This is a genomic window from Dysgonomonas sp. 216, from assembly GCF_010501065.1.
Classification (GTDB): Bacteria; Bacteroidota; Bacteroidia; order Bacteroidales; family Dysgonomonadaceae; genus QVMM01.
The window spans coordinates 62,880-76,933 of sequence record NZ_QVMM01000018.1 but is presented as its reverse complement, the minus strand read 5'-3'; the positions used below and the strand labels follow the sequence as shown (position 1 = coordinate 76,933).

At 38.1% G+C, this 14,054-nt stretch carries 19 protein-coding genes, 1 tRNA gene and 2 pseudogenes; 3 read left to right on the top strand and 19 right to left on the bottom strand.

Features of this window, described 5'->3' with window-relative positions:
• Positions 1 to 506 precede the first annotated feature (506 nt).
• The 9 genes and pseudogenes from D0T53_RS10845 to rsgA form a co-directional block, all read right to left on the bottom strand.
• Positions 507 to 890: a dihydrofolate reductase family protein gene (locus D0T53_RS10845; RefSeq protein ID WP_255489439.1), complete on the bottom strand. Its 384-nt coding sequence runs from the start codon at positions 888 to 890 to the stop codon at positions 507 to 509.
• A gap of 44 nt (positions 891 to 934) precedes the next feature.
• Entirely contained in the window at positions 935 to 1,201 is a 267-nt protein-coding gene (locus tag D0T53_RS13640; protein ID WP_255489438.1) for a dihydrofolate reductase family protein, read from the bottom strand.
• A 118-nt stretch (positions 1,202 to 1,319) separates the two neighbouring features.
• Positions 1,320 to 2,084, bottom strand: coding sequence for a metallophosphoesterase (locus D0T53_RS10840; protein WP_163267760.1), 765 nt, complete (start codon positions 2,082 to 2,084; stop codon positions 1,320 to 1,322).
• A gap of 2 nt (positions 2,085 to 2,086) precedes the next feature.
• The gene (locus D0T53_RS10835; RefSeq protein ID WP_163267758.1) at positions 2,087 to 2,866 is read right to left on the bottom strand and encodes a hypothetical protein; all 780 of its coding nucleotides are present in this window, start codon (positions 2,864 to 2,866) and stop codon (positions 2,087 to 2,089) included.
• Positions 2,860 to 3,816, bottom strand: a complete 957-nt coding sequence (locus tag D0T53_RS10830) for a hypothetical protein (RefSeq protein ID WP_163267756.1) — start codon at positions 3,814 to 3,816, stop codon at positions 2,860 to 2,862. The genes D0T53_RS10835 and D0T53_RS10830 overlap by 7 nt, the downstream gene beginning before the upstream one ends.
• Before the next feature lie 661 nt (positions 3,817 to 4,477).
• Positions 4,478 to 5,368, bottom strand: a complete 891-nt coding sequence (locus tag D0T53_RS10825) for a hypothetical protein (protein WP_163267754.1) — start codon at positions 5,366 to 5,368, stop codon at positions 4,478 to 4,480.
• Positions 5,356 to 5,643, bottom strand: a pseudogene (locus tag D0T53_RS10820) (zinc ribbon domain-containing protein); the annotation flags it as partial. The pseudogene D0T53_RS10820 and the gene D0T53_RS10825, both read right to left, overlap by 13 nt.
• 70 nt (positions 5,644 to 5,713) lie before the next feature.
• Positions 5,714 to 5,884 carry a Zn-dependent exopeptidase M28 gene (locus tag D0T53_RS10815; RefSeq protein WP_163267753.1) on the bottom strand — a complete coding sequence of 57 codons (171 nt, stop codon included), beginning with the start codon at positions 5,882 to 5,884 and terminating at the stop codon, positions 5,714 to 5,716.
• A gap of 32 nt (positions 5,885 to 5,916) precedes the next feature.
• Entirely contained in the window at positions 5,917 to 6,969 is a 1,053-nt protein-coding gene (gene rsgA / locus D0T53_RS10810) for a ribosome small subunit-dependent GTPase A (RefSeq protein ID WP_163267751.1), read from the bottom strand.
• A gap of 260 nt (positions 6,970 to 7,229) precedes the next feature.
• Here rsgA and D0T53_RS10805 point away from each other — a divergent pair, with 260 nt between their 5' ends.
• Positions 7,230 to 7,358 (top strand): hypothetical protein, encoded by a 129-nt coding sequence (locus D0T53_RS10805; RefSeq protein WP_304487045.1) that lies wholly within the window; start codon positions 7,230 to 7,232, stop codon positions 7,356 to 7,358.
• A 72-nt stretch (positions 7,359 to 7,430) separates the two neighbouring features.
• Here D0T53_RS10805 and D0T53_RS10800 read toward each other — a convergent pair.
• The 7 genes and pseudogenes from D0T53_RS10800 to D0T53_RS10765 form a co-directional block, all read right to left on the bottom strand.
• Positions 7,431 to 7,736: pseudogene (locus D0T53_RS10800) on the bottom strand (nuclear transport factor 2 family protein); the annotation flags it as partial.
• Positions 7,737 to 7,748: 12 nt separating this feature from the next.
• Positions 7,749 to 8,339, bottom strand: a complete 591-nt coding sequence (locus D0T53_RS10795) for a GNAT family N-acetyltransferase (protein ID WP_163267747.1) — start codon at positions 8,337 to 8,339, stop codon at positions 7,749 to 7,751.
• A 5-nt stretch (positions 8,340 to 8,344) separates the two neighbouring features.
• Positions 8,345 to 8,869 carry an AAA family ATPase gene (locus D0T53_RS10790; RefSeq protein WP_163267745.1) on the bottom strand — a complete coding sequence of 175 codons (525 nt, stop codon included), beginning with the start codon at positions 8,867 to 8,869 and terminating at the stop codon, positions 8,345 to 8,347.
• 2 nt (positions 8,870 to 8,871) lie between these two features.
• Positions 8,872 to 9,576 carry a zinc ribbon domain-containing protein gene (locus tag D0T53_RS13635; protein ID WP_255489436.1) on the bottom strand — a complete coding sequence of 235 codons (705 nt, stop codon included), beginning with the start codon at positions 9,574 to 9,576 and terminating at the stop codon, positions 8,872 to 8,874.
• A complete protein-coding gene (locus D0T53_RS10775; protein WP_163267743.1) occupies positions 9,573 to 9,977 on the bottom strand; it encodes a VOC family protein in 405 nt (134 codons plus the stop codon). The genes D0T53_RS13635 and D0T53_RS10775 overlap by 4 nt, the downstream gene beginning before the upstream one ends.
• A 21-nt stretch (positions 9,978 to 9,998) precedes the next feature.
• The gene (locus D0T53_RS13630) at positions 9,999 to 10,754 is read right to left on the bottom strand and encodes a VOC family protein (protein ID WP_255489435.1); all 756 of its coding nucleotides are present in this window, start codon (positions 10,752 to 10,754) and stop codon (positions 9,999 to 10,001) included.
• Positions 10,755 to 10,974: 220 nt separating this feature from the next.
• Positions 10,975 to 11,397, bottom strand: a complete 423-nt coding sequence (locus tag D0T53_RS10765; protein ID WP_163267741.1) for a nuclear transport factor 2 family protein — start codon at positions 11,395 to 11,397, stop codon at positions 10,975 to 10,977.
• A 148-nt stretch (positions 11,398 to 11,545) separates the two neighbouring features.
• Between D0T53_RS10765 and D0T53_RS10760 the strand changes: the two genes are divergently transcribed.
• Both D0T53_RS10760 and D0T53_RS10755 read left to right on the top strand, forming a co-directional pair.
• Entirely contained in the window at positions 11,546 to 11,902 is a 357-nt protein-coding gene (locus tag D0T53_RS10760; RefSeq protein WP_163267739.1) for a helix-turn-helix domain-containing protein, read from the top strand.
• A gap of 10 nt (positions 11,903 to 11,912) precedes the next feature.
• Positions 11,913 to 12,314 carry an ACT domain-containing protein gene (locus D0T53_RS10755; RefSeq protein ID WP_163267737.1) on the top strand — a complete coding sequence of 134 codons (402 nt, stop codon included), beginning with the start codon at positions 11,913 to 11,915 and terminating at the stop codon, positions 12,312 to 12,314.
• Between the two features lie 34 nt (positions 12,315 to 12,348).
• On the opposite strand, the gene D0T53_RS10750 is transcribed toward D0T53_RS10755, so the two are convergent.
• From D0T53_RS10750 to D0T53_RS10740, 3 genes are all read right to left on the bottom strand, one after another.
• Positions 12,349 to 12,714, bottom strand: coding sequence for an MmcQ/YjbR family DNA-binding protein (locus tag D0T53_RS10750; protein WP_163267735.1), 366 nt, complete (start codon positions 12,712 to 12,714; stop codon positions 12,349 to 12,351).
• A gap of 124 nt (positions 12,715 to 12,838) precedes the next feature.
• Positions 12,839 to 13,573 carry an SIMPL domain-containing protein gene (locus tag D0T53_RS10745; RefSeq protein ID WP_163267733.1) on the bottom strand — a complete coding sequence of 245 codons (735 nt, stop codon included), beginning with the start codon at positions 13,571 to 13,573 and terminating at the stop codon, positions 12,839 to 12,841.
• 254 nt (positions 13,574 to 13,827) lie between these two features.
• Positions 13,828 to 13,901, bottom strand: a tRNA-Thr gene (locus tag D0T53_RS10740).
• Positions 13,902 to 14,054: the final 153 nt, after the last annotated feature.

The following is a 14,054-nucleotide window of genomic DNA, read 5'->3' as shown; positions in this document are numbered from 1 at the left end:
CATCTCGTCCGAGACACTTAGTGGTATACTTTTCAATTACTAAGTGGACTACTTTTCAATTATATTATACATATTGAAAGTAGTGTAGATGAATATGTTAATTATTTAGAGTCGTTTAGCATATGAAATAAATACAGATAAAATAAATAAAGGTTCTGTTAGGAAATAAAGCCCCTTAAATCAAAATGACGATTTCAAGGAGTGTATATTTAAGAAATCATGTAGGTTCTATTTTGATAATAATCAAGAGGCTGTCCCAACAGGGTAGCCTCTTGATTATTATAGAATCTCTCAATAACATCTTCTCTGAATTAGCCCTTATAGTACATGACACATGGTAGTCATTACATATTGTGTCTGTCATTCTTACCTTGATATTTATATCTATAGATATCTTTCAGCATAGGAATTAGTATATTAGCTGTCAGAAGGCTACAAACTCCTAAGAATGATTTACTAGAAATATTAAGTAAATTATATATTCATATTGAGGCTTTTGACAGGCGTTAATCTTTCAGTTTGATATAGGATATTTTTACAACTCCATTTCCGTAACACATACTATGCCGCAACTCCCATCGGGATTCTTTCGGATTGTCAGGGAATAAGAGAATTCCCTGACCAAGAATAATAGGAATATAGGCAATCTGCATTTCATCTACCAAATCGGCGGCAAGAAGCATTGAAATCAACTCACCTCCGCCAAACAACCAAATATCTTTTCCTGGCTGATTACGCAGATCGAGAATGCGTTCAATCACATTTTCTGTAATGAATTTAATATTTCCTTTTTCACTCCAATCATTGCGGGAAACTACATAAACTGCCTTGTCGTCATACGCACCCATTGCATCCATATTTGATAATTCACGCCAAGAGCGACCACCCATGATGATAGTGTCAATAGAAGCCATAAATTCTTTATAACCATAATTCATTTTTCTGTAATGGGAAATTCCGAAAGCCACTCGATATCACCGTCCGGTTCGGCAATTCGTCCGTCAATAGATGCAGCGATGTAAAGGATAATCTTTTTCATGTTGATAATATTTGCGTTATTTACTCTTGTTATGTTCGCCGGAGTAACACGCAAAAAAGAAGCGTGGAACTCACACACTTCAATGTAGAGGTACTGGTATACCCGAAAAGGAAGACGTGCAAGCCCACGCCATACTTTCGTATAGCATGAACATTGCGCCATAGTCTCCTTTTCTTGAAAATTACCAGTTTTCTACATTGAGACGTTCAGCGAACGTTATGTTATATCTAACGGAATTAATCCGCGGTTATTCTAAATTTCTGATGCAAAGGTACAAATCTTAGCCGATTTCAATTACCTTTCCGGGATCAAATGTGTGATGCTCATTATGAAATACATATCCCAATTGGTTGCTCACGCATTGTGTTTTCCCTATAACCTTATCTATATTCCGGTGTGAATGCCCATAAATCCAGTATTCAATCGGACTATTTTCGATGAATGATTTCAATTCGACCGTAAATGCTCCATTTATTTTGCTTCCGGCAAAATCAGGTGAAGCTAATTGGAATGACGGAACATGATGTGTTATGACAATGATATGGTCAGCTGTACTTCTTGCAACTTCATTCTGAATAAAATGAAAACACTTATCGTGTTCACGGTTAAAATCAGCAAAAGTCAATGTTTCTCCTTTGTACAAAATTCGGTGAAAGTCAGTAACTCCACGTTCGGTAGGGTAGGCTTCTTCCAATGGGATTTTCGCCCACAATGTTGAAACAATAATATCAACATTCTCAATCCTAACAACAGCATTGTAGTAACATTTTACATTATCCCGGATTGAACAAACCAGACCTTGAGGCATTTCCGCTAAATCGTAGTATTTGTACAGTTCGTGGTTACCCACAGCAACGATAACTTGTTTGTAATTCTCCGAAGCCCAATCCCAAAACGGATGCTTATTGTAATTGTCATCGTTCAGGTATCCTATATCACCTGCAAGAATGAGAATCTCTCCTGCCGGGAGAAGCGGATTCTCTTTTAGAAACCTCGAATTATCATGAAATTCAAGATGTAAGTCTGATGCGTATTGAATTTTCATAGCTATTTAATACCGAATATTTCTTTCATAATGTCTATAAATCCCCTGATATCACTGTCGGTACGTTGCAGACTATCCCGCAAAGATTGGTTTGGCAGAGAATCTTCTATCATTTCAATAAATGCAACCAATTCACTCTTCATCGTAGCCGATAATTCAACAGGAGTGAATGGGTCGATTCGCATAGCCAACAACTTGAAAACATCATCACGGTGCTTTTTGATATCACTGCTACGAACATTCGGGTTTGTTTTCTTCTCTTCTGTAAGATTCAGAAACGCTTTTACCTTTAAGCATAAAAGAGATAATGGGTCTGCAATACGAACACCTTCCTCGATGATACTACTATTAATCGTATGATGATAATATTCTTCGTCCATCAGAATAGCTGATAAACTTGAAATGTCTTCGCCAGCCGGAATGGGTGTCAAATGAAATCCTGTCGGTTCTCCCAATACGTCAGGAAACTTTGACAACAATTCAATTTGAACCGGAAACCCATTTTTAGGATTGATAAACCGGAATAATTCGGTTGCCGGTTCTTTGTCGTCTCGTTTTCGTTCACGGTTTTTGTATTCACCCAAGTTAATAAACTCCCAAAAGCGCAGAGCAAATTCAGGGGTCATCTTCTCAATGACTAATATCATGTCGATATCGTCGGTTGCTCGTGGGCGCATATCTGTATCCCGCAAAGCTATGTCGCAAGCTGTTCCGCCAATGATAACATAGTTGTCTTCAAATCCGGCGAAGTGTTCTTTGAATATTTCCAGTCCTTTTACCATTTCATTTCTTCAATCATAATTTCCAACTCCTTTTCAATCCGGGAATCCGGCTCGTCCTTCATTGTCAAATACAATGAAAGTTTATCGACAATACCACCATTTGACTTATAAGGTATCGTTGCCGGATATCTCCATACTTCTATTTTGTACAGACCTTCTATTTCGTTATAGTGTCCGACTTCTGAACTAAATTGCTTATCCCATATTGCCATTGCACCATATTGTTCCGGATTTAGGTGTGAATAATGCGATAAGGCATTCACTCCGCATGTACTGAAATTACCTTCGGGTATCGAATCGCAGTAAAGAACTTTTTTTATAGGTGACGACAAGTAGTTCTGTGCTCTCAACCAAAGTTCCCGTTTAGAATCCTTGAAGCAAATGTATTTAATCCCTGCATCCCGTATTTCAGCAGTACATAGCTGACAATCTTCAAGGCTTGTAATTGCACGTGCCAATGTCACATAATTATAGGGGACAAGTTCTTCCAATCTCTTAATTGTAAACTCATTTTCACTATTTTCCTTCAAAAGATAGTATAACAGCACGTATTGTGCAGCGGGTGTTAATTTGGGCTGCGTTTTCTTCTCTCTTCTTTTAGCCTGAATATTAGCGATTAAAGAAGGTAAGAATGCATATTTGTCTGAAATGATAAAGTACACACCCTGGCTTATCAATCTCTCCCGTTCATAATAAGGCAATGAACCCAACAAAACGACAACGGGCATACCCATGACGTTACCAACCTGTTGGGTGATTTTCTTATACTTCAAGGGCGTTATGGTTTCCTGCTCATTTTTTGCTTGGATAACGCATAAAATCTGATGGTTGAAGTCAATGGTATAAAACGAAAACCTCAAAAGCATATCGGCATTAAGTCCCCGTAGTTTATCCTGCTGTACCGGAATCAACTCTTGTGATGCTCCTAATATGGATATAATTTTGCTCATATTCAGATGTTATCATTTGTATTTTGCATCGTTATCATACATAGTGATAATGGTGCAAAAATAGTGATAATAATTGAAACCGCAAATAAATATTACACAGAATTGCTTTGAAACTACTAAACCATTTGAGATGTCCACCTAAAACGAGAGGAGAGTTTGAGGTTTATATGGACATAAATAATGTAATGACCATTAAGTTAATGACGGTTACATTAATCAAGGTAAAAATAAAGCAAATGTTGTCCCTGTGCAAGGTGCAAGTATCTATATAGATAAGCTTGCACCTTGCACTGGGGATAAATATTTGATATACAGTATAGTTGTATATTCGAAAATAAATAGTAATTTTGAACCTAAGATTATTGCAGACAAAGGTTAGACAGAGAAGGACAAAGTAGTCATTTTTTCTCGTAACCAATTCGTAACCTGCATGTCGATTGCCGACGAATCATTCTGATATATAGGACTTTGGAGAAATTGGTTCCGTTCCCTCTCTCTCCGCTGAGAAGACTGAAAGTCAGCAAATCGCAAAACAAACACCCGATTTTACACCCAAGAATGTAGAGTTGGGTGTTTTGTTTCTCTGAAGAGATGATTTTCCAAAAAATAAAAACCACTCTATTTATTAAAGTGGTTTTTTAGTCTATTCGCTATTTAGAATTTAAAGATTTTTTGGTTTTATAAGATATCTTGTAGTTAGAACTTTCGATATTCCATAATTGGGATATATTAATTTGTAAAGTTCTGTTAAGTCTTGTTCCAATCTTACTCCATGATATTCAATTGGATATAGTGTAAATAATTCTGTAATATCATTATAATTCAACACCAAAATGGATTTTATTTTATCATATTCATAAGTGCCTATATATTTTACTACATTATTGTCTTTATCAATGTGCATTATTTCGAGATTATTGTCATTTTCATCAAATGTATAAGTAGAACCTAGCTGGTTGATTAATCCTTCTTTGAGTGTAGCCTTTAATTCTAATGCGGCATTTTGATTCTCCGCCAAGATTTCAACATCACTTTGGTAAATTCCTATTTGCTTTTCTTCCCATATACCTTGTTGAATAGAACCTACAATAACAGAAAAAGAAGCTTCGTTGTGTAATAGGTCTGAAATATATACAGTCGTACTTCCAGTTTTAAAAGTAGAGATATGAATAGAATTATCTTTAAATTCCACCTGAGCAATATCTGTATCATCAATTTTTAGCGTCGGACTGCTCAAGGTCGTTTTAATTTCAACTACTGAATTTTCGCCTTCCCAAATATATACTTTTTTAGATGGGATTTCAATATTATCTTTTGCACTCTCAGAATCTCCGCAACTATAAATAGATATAGCTAATAATAAGATAAATGCCAATTTTAATTTCATAGGAATAGTTTTTTTGTTTTTTCTATTATGAAGCAAATTTAGCAAACATTTAGCAATCAGTACATATAATCTTCTATATATCTGTAAAACATCTCTATTACGCCACATACTGCCAAATCGAAACCACATGCTTCCACCTGCTACAAAATTGCCTTTTGCCGCCAACGCTTCAATGTAGGAAGTCGTTTATTTTGCAGAGTCCTTAATTCCTGTGGGGTATAGTTCGTATTGGAATACCAGTTGTATTTATCGGTGTACTTCACCCAGATATCCACCATTTCGCTCATGGGAATATCCACCGTGTAATCCCCGTCTTTCAGGCAATAATAGCAATACTCGTCGCTAAGAGAATGATTGGAATTTGTTCCCATATATTCCTCCACATCGAAGCGAAGCGGCATTCCGCAACTCTGACAGTATTGTTTATCAGCTTGGTTCATATTACAAAGATATGATGCCTATTTCGGATATCGTTGTCCAAAATAGGCATCTTTTTAATAACAGCAGAATTTATAATTTCCGTATAAGTTCCGCTATACCCAAAGCGCACTCTGCGACCCGTTCGTTATTTACAACTCTCAAATTATCTTTGGGTGTATGTATTAGTTCCTGCATCTCGAAATTCTCGATAAACCACTGCGAACTAACAGCGATTGCCGGGCAGCCGTTTTGTAAGAACATACTATGCTCGCCCTGATACCTTCTCCTTATTCCTATTGCCTCTTGTCTTTATAACTCTTCTTCACCATTCGGGTAAAGACTCTCTCTTGCTTCCGTTTCTCGTGCACGGAAGCCGTGAAATGCCATGCTTCCCGACGGAGTTTTAGGTAGCTTTCATATACGCCTTGATCTATTTCTCTATTCTCTACTGCTTCAATTACGGCACATCCTTTTTCATTGATATGCTGACAGTCGCTAAACCGGCATTTACCTTCGTAGTCTGATATATCCAAAATATTAGACAAACTATCGGTGTTGTCATTAGTGACGCCGAACAGTTTTACTCCCGGAGTATCAATCAGTACACCTGAATCCGGTATCAATACCATTTCCCGGCGGGTTGAAGTATGTTTACCCTTCCCTGTTGAATCGCTGATTGCTCCTGTCTGCAACACTTCTTGTCCGTAAAGGGCGTTGATTAAGGAGCTTTTCCCGACACCCGACATACCTGTAAAAACAATGGTTTCACCGGGAGAAATGAATGATCGGAGATTAGCTATGCTTTCTGCCGATTCCGTGCTGGTATAGAAAACGGCTATCTTATCCGAGATATGCTTCAAGACATTTGCTGTCTCTTCCCGGTCGAATCCTAAATCAGTTTTAGTCAGAATCAATACAGGTTGAATGCCCTCATCGGCGGTTTGTAACATGAAACGCTCGATGCGGCGAACATTAAAGTTCTCATCCAGACTTTGCACGATAAAGGCTTTGTCGACGAAAGAGGCAATGGCCTGTCGTTCGGAAACTGTGCCGCTTTTTAGGCGATAGAGTGTCTTCTGCCGGGGCAAACGGTCGAGAATAATACCTTTATCTGTGTCAGTGGGTTGAAAGATAACCCAATCGCCTGTGCAGGGATATTCGGAAACATCCTTTCCATAGAGCATATTGCCTGCCAGTTCACAAGTATAGAAGCCCGATTCGGCAACTACTTCGTAGCAAGTTTTATGGGTAACCGTTACTCGTCCATGTATGAGGTCTTTGTAATTTGAATTTTGTTTTTGTTGGAACAGTTCTTCATTCCAACCATATAATTGTAAATTATTCATTGTATAAATGCATATAGCAGCATACGCAAAAGACAGAGCCATGCTCTCATCCTTGTATGCAGATTAAAAACCAAATTTAATTAATAGAAAACCACTCCCGAAAAGACTTATCCGAGAGTAAACGAAAGGACAATCTGTACAGAACGCACAGATTGTTTACTAAACCAAATCCTTCTTTGTAATTGTCATAGGAGGGCAAAGATACGATATTTTTCTATATCTGCCTTAAAAGCACTACTTTTACGATTCAAATTAGAACAATGATAATCAAACAAATTGAGTTGTCTCATCGTATTGAGAACTTCTTTACGGATAATTACGGCCATATAATATTTGATGAAGGCATTCAGTTGGTTGAGATGGTTTACTTAACGAAGGATTTGAAATAAATAAGGGAGCAAGGAATTTTCTTTCTCCTTTCTGTCTTCTCCTTTGCAAGAAGTGCGTCTTTTCTGCTTTAGTTACTGTACAAAAGACCAATGGGTATGTATGATTTTCCACTGATTAGAAATATCCAATTGATAGACTTCCGTACAACTCATTCTGAATATTAGGCCATCCCTCTGAACAACATAGTTATATATCAACACAGCAACGTCTGCCGATAGCTGTACCGTTGGATTTATCATTTCATATTGATCTATTTTAATCTTACCCCTAACTGTGTTGTAATAATCTTCCAGAGCTTTCTTGCCTTCTAGTTTGCGTTCGAATGCAGGGTCTATATAAACAACGTCCTCAGATGTCAATTCTAAAAAGCCATCGGGGTTTCCATCGTTCTAGAGCGCTAATGCTTGTTTTTCTAAGGCTATAATTTTCGCCTTAACACTCTCATCATCTGCTAATAAGACATCTTTTCTATAATCTCCGTCTTTCTTTTTCATAAATCCATTACTTAATAGTGCCTTTATGGAGAAAGTGTTTTCTTCGGAAGGATCTGCCGCTATCTCACGTCCGCCTAAAGAAATGATTCTTTCTTCTAACTGCTGAATAATGATTTTGCTGATGCCTTTATTCAAGTACTCCTCTTCGCCAATCAGGTAACCGATTTCAAAGGTATGATTTTCCACTGTTACGTCTCCATACAAGTCTTCGAAATCATGTCCTTCTTCTTCAATATCTTTCAAATAGAAGCAATCGGCATAAAGGCAATAGCCTATTTTATGCTCGTTGTGGTAGACAATAAAGTGGGTTAGGAAATTGTACTTGCCGTCTTTGTTATTAACTTCTTCTAACCACGCTTTGCGTTGTTCTTCTCCATCAGGACAGAGCCATTTATAGACATAGTCTTTGTTCAACCATTCCTCAAACAGAGGCATATCTTCTTGAAGTATAGGCTTTAACAGGATGTTTCTTTTGTCTATTACCATGCATTCTATTCTTTTATTGCATCTCTTATTTCTTTTATCAATTCATAGAAGCTTTCTTCTGTCGATTTACCTGCCGTATCAATCAGAATTCTATCAGTTACCCATGCATGATACTCCCTACTTTGGATTTCATTCCATGTAGGGAGTTTTAAACCTTTCACTTCAGTGCATCGGTTTTCAGCTCGTCTTTTATGGTCTTTCTTATCCGAACAAATAACTTCGATATTAATGTACCGGCTATTGCTTTGTGTTGCTACGTCTTCCCATTCTCTGCGGGTAATATCTATCGGATTGCATGAATCGGCAACCACATTATGTCCCAAGTCCAGATTGTTGCTTGCTATGCGGTAAGCCAAACGGTATCCTTCGCTTTGTACATTGTAGCTGCATAAATCTCGCAATGCTTGTTCAATGGTATCGATTCTCAGATAGACAGCATTGTACTTTTGGGCAATAAGCTTTGCCAAACTTGATTTTCCCGAAGCAGGCAATCCCGACAGAATAAACAGTATAGGGGTTGAAGTCTCCATTTTTAATCCTTCTTCCAACGCTTAAGACCAGACAGAAACTCGCGCAATACAGGACGAGCTTCATCCGGAGTAAAATTGTTTCCAGTTTCTTTGTTCCAGTGATCGAGGTATTTCATATTGGTTTCCAGCATCTCCACCATTGTTACGTTGCGGGTAAATGTGCCGTTCTGATAACAATAATGGCAATACTCCTGATTGGGAGTTCCATCGGCATTCGAACCAAACTCTTCAGCCGTTCTCATATTCATGCCACAGCTTTGACAAATCGGTTCGCCAGCAGCCTCTTCTTTACCTATCGCAAAACTGACTGAGTTGAAGTTACTGTAATAGCGAGCAGATTCGGCCGTAAATCTTAACAGTATAAAATCTCCGCCATCCACTCCACCTTTGTAATAGATAGAAAAGTCGTCTTTCCAGATAGCCTTTTTGGTATCCAAATCATCAACAACCTCCATTGTTCCTTTCAACATCACTCCCTCGAAAGAATCTTTGTCGTAAAAGTAAATACAAGCTTTCGGATTATTTCGGTATTGCTTGATTCTTACCGACAGGCTATTAGTGTGCCAATAGAATGTTCGGATACCTTCCTGCTTAACAGGCGCCAACATCGCCTTTGTGTTTGGACAACCATCCTCATCAACAGAACTTATAAAGCTAACATTCTGTTTGCGAATCATTTGTCCAATTGCTTCTGCATAGTTTTTCATTGTTCTGAGTATTTAAGTGGAGAATAGAATTCTATCAGATTCTCTTCCGGATCGTATAGATGCACTACACGCATTCCCCAACCGGGCATATCCATTGGCTCGTTAATGAACTTAAGTCCTTTTGCCGAAAGTGCTTGATAAGTCTCATCTACATTATCAACTTCAAAAGATATCATCGACTTTTCGCGATAACCTGTGGGTTGTGTTCTGTCGGCATTACCAACAGCGGGAGCCATTAGGTCCGATGTAAACAAGGCAAGTCCTTCTATTCCGTCGGCTACTTTGAAGCTGGCATAACAATCTTCAACATCCCAGGCGGCCTCCAAGCCAAGTTGTTGGGTGTAAAAATCGAAACATTTCCGATAGTCTTTTACTAATAGTCTTACGTTGTTGAATCTCATAATTCTTCTGTTATTAATTTATTAATCTCTTTTATAGTCTGTAAATCCTAATCTATTACCCGAAGGGTCGTTTAATTCTACCGCCCAACCTGTGCGTATCTTAAACGGTTCGGATAAAAAGACAATGCCTTTGGCTTTCATCTTTTCATAAACCGCTTTAGTGTCTTCAACCACTATCCAAATGGAAGGTATTGTATTTGGCATCTTGCTTTTGTCTTTCAGAATGATTGCCGGCTCTTCGTTGCCGACCTTGAAGGCTATCATACCCTGTTCTGCAAACTCGAATTTCTTTTCCAATCCCAATACTTCGGAATAAAAATGTACGCTTTCCTGATAATTGTTAGCTGGCAGGAAGTAGTTATCGTAGTTCTTGATTGCTGTGGGCTCTACGGTATCTTCCGTTATTGTCAGGATATGTCCGTTGTTATCGAAGATGGCGAATTCGTCGGCTCCGTAGAATGTTTTATGCATTTCTTTGGCAAGATACTTTGTTCCCTGAAGTTTCTCGTATAATGCTTGCATACCTTTCATCTTCACATAAAAGGTCATTACGCCCAATATCGGCCGGCCGGCTAATTGCGGATATTCCTCGGTTAGGTTGCCCATTTCCTGAAACATAAGCGTTGCTTCGCCATTAGCAACCATTGCCCATTGCAAGCCTCCGGTTGGAGCAGGAACACTCATAATCAGATTGAAACCTAATGTCTCGGTATAGAACTGTACTGTTTCATCGACGCTTTTTACGCCAATATTGGGGGATAGAGTTTGATATTCCATGACTTTCATCTTTATTAAACACAAAAATACAATACTTATTTGATGTATTTCGTGTAAAAATCCGACATTTTACACGGCGTGTTCCGACGGAGAGAGACTTTCCAATCGCTGGAACTCTTTGTTCATGTGTGAATGATCGTGATAACCGCAGGCAATGGCTATTTCGTACATGAAATGGCGAACTTTATCGATTATGGATAATCATTATAAATTTAGGGAATCACCCGCCCATCATCGCAAGAGAATCAGCATAATCCCTCCAATGAACTATTTTTCGATCCTTTAGTTTTACGATAGAACAAAATCGGTTATCGTATTCTTTAGCATGTACTGCATATTCCAAAACCACCTCTTCGGGATCGGCAGCTTGGGTTACTATAAGACCATCCGCCGATTGCAGGGGAATCGGATAACCACCAAACCATTCCATATACGCATCCCGCCCCACTATTTTGGTGGTAAAACCCGGAACATGATACATAAACTCAAAAACAGCATTTTCAGCTACCGCATCCCAAAAATGCTCTCCATCTACATTGCCTTTTAATCCTTCCATAACGATGCTGAAGAAGGGTTCTGCATTTTTGTTAAACCCCGTATGATTCCTGTCTACAACTTTTGATTTACTTGAATTATCTGTCATATTTCTTATCATTTAATTATATCGCAAAAATACCTATATTTGCTTTCCGATTGATATTACTTTCCTTTTGGAAAGCGCTATCAAAAAGGAAAGTAACAGGCATCGTATGGAAGATTATAGAATTACAAGAAAAACAACCTGCCAATCCATGAGTGAGGCAGAACGTCAACGTGAAATACTTTCGGTTCTTGATACAATGGCGGTTTTATCCGGGAAATGGAAAATTCCTATTATTACAACATTATGGCTTGGCAGCAAACGGTTTAAAGAGATTATAAAAGCTGTGCCGGGGTTGACTGATAAGAGTTTATCCAAAGAATTAAAGGATATGGCGGAAGACAAGCTTATTGAACGGATAGTATTTGACACTTATCCACCCAAAGTTGAATACACGCTGACAGAGCATGCCGAATCTTTAATTGAAATTATTGCGGCATTGCGCGACTGGGGAGTGCTGCATCGAGAGAAAGTATTGGGAACGAAAACATCCACACACTGTAAATAAGATTTGTATCATGGCAGGGATTAAAGATTTAGATATATTACTATCCTGTATGGAGCCTGTATTGGATGAGCAAGATTTTGTTTTTTGTACGTTCCCGAATTTATCATGGGACAATATCAGGCAATTTAACCCCATTGGTGTTTTTTCTGAAAAAGAAGGTATGACTTTAATTTTGTCAAAAAAGGAAGCTGACAACCAAGAAGTCCCTTACGAATCGGTTTACAAGCTTATCTCGTTGAATATACATTCAAGTTTAGATGCAGTTGGATTAACAGCAGCTTTTTCGGCTAAGCTTGCTGAAAATAACATCAGTGCCAATGTTGTCGCCGCTTACTACCACGATCATATTTTTGTGCCTGCACAAAAAGCAGAGCTTGCGATGGCGGTGCTTAATGAATTTAAAGTCGTTTGATACAAAATTAAAGATTAAGACTGTGTGTCGGAAGCTATAACAAATAATCTTCTAAATACTCTGCCTGTGTCTTTTTGGGTAGCTTCTTCAGCACTTCTTTTATGGAGTGGCGAATCCAAAATTTCACCATTTCGTCGTTCATATCTCCGTTAAGGGTAATGCTATTCCAGAATTTCTTATTGAAATGCCAAGCCGCTTCTACGCTAGCATAGCTTTCGCGTAGGTCAATGGCTTCGGAAGGATCACATTTTACTGTTATTTTCAACACAGGGTCATCTAATCGTATTACCGCAAACCATTTGTCGAATACCCTGAAGATAAGGTATTCGTCTTTAAAAGGCATATATTCTGTTGCCCCCTTTATAGAAAGGCAATATTCACGAAGTTCTTCTATATTCATTATTAATTATTCCTTTGGCATAGGCAATCCCGAACAATAGCAGCATTGAAAGTTGATCGAAAACAATTCAGGCTTATTTGCCCCTGCCAATCAATATCTAATACGATGTTTTCAAGCAGTTAATCTACTTCAGCGAGAAGACGATATTAATTTCGGTACTTACTCCTTGTTCTCCTGTAGGGATACCCGCATCTTCGGACATCACAGAAAGCTCCTCTTCTTTCAATGCAAAATTATTCTGATATGCACGAGCTTGCGCAACATCCCGATTTACAGTTTCTGAAATTGTCAACACTTCCCCTAATTTACGATTTGAAAGTTCGGCATATTGCTGAGCTTTGTCAAATGCTTTTTGATAGGCTAATTCGCGACTTTGTTTGAATAATTCCGTTTTACGTTCAATATCAAACCTAATATCTTGTACATCTACTTTATCTATAGCCGTAATCTTATCCAAAATAGTCGAAAATCTTTCGGGAGTATTTATCATATCATTTACAGTTACAACAATTGATTGTTGGGCTCGTTGTCCAATCCGAACCCGACGTCCGCTTCTGTAATCATACTCCACATCGTAGTTGAGTGATATAGTTTTCATAAATTTATCTTCCACTTTTTCTTCCTGCAGTATTTTCAATATTTTCTGCATGGTTTGTTCTACTGACTTTTTGGCTTCTTTTGTTGTTGGTGCTGTGTGAGAAAAGCTGACGTTCATCAACACCATATCGGGTTGTACTAATACAGTCCCGATTCCCGAAACCGAAATCGAATTTTGGCTTTCCTGTACTTTTGAATTACAAGAAGTTACTAAAAAAAGCATTAGTAAAAATGTTATACCTGTGAAAAGTTTCTTGCTCATAGTGCAAGTTTGGCTAATTTTATCTTCCATTATTTTTATTGTTTTAGATTATTTAGGCGAAAGTTCATTAGTATAATATTGTTAACTATCTTCTATTATTTCGGATGTATCGGTATTAATATATACAAAATTTAGCCACAAAAAGCCAATGTATCAGCTCCGTTAACAGTAACAATATTATATTTCAGCAACTAATTTATTCTCTTTTGTTTGAAAAAACAAAAAAAGCCATCCAAAACTGGATGACTTTTTTGAGCCTCTTGTCGGATTCGAACCAACGACCCCGAGATTACAAATCACGTGCTCTGGCCAACTGAGCTAAAGAGGCAAGTGGGCAAGCTTACTACATCGCGTCGCTACAACCAACTACCCTTGCTGCGATCAAACCCTGGGGGATTAATCGGGAGCTGACCGTATAGGACTTACCCGGGCACAAAAGTACATATTTTTTTTTATTTACAAAAAACACAAGCCATTTTTT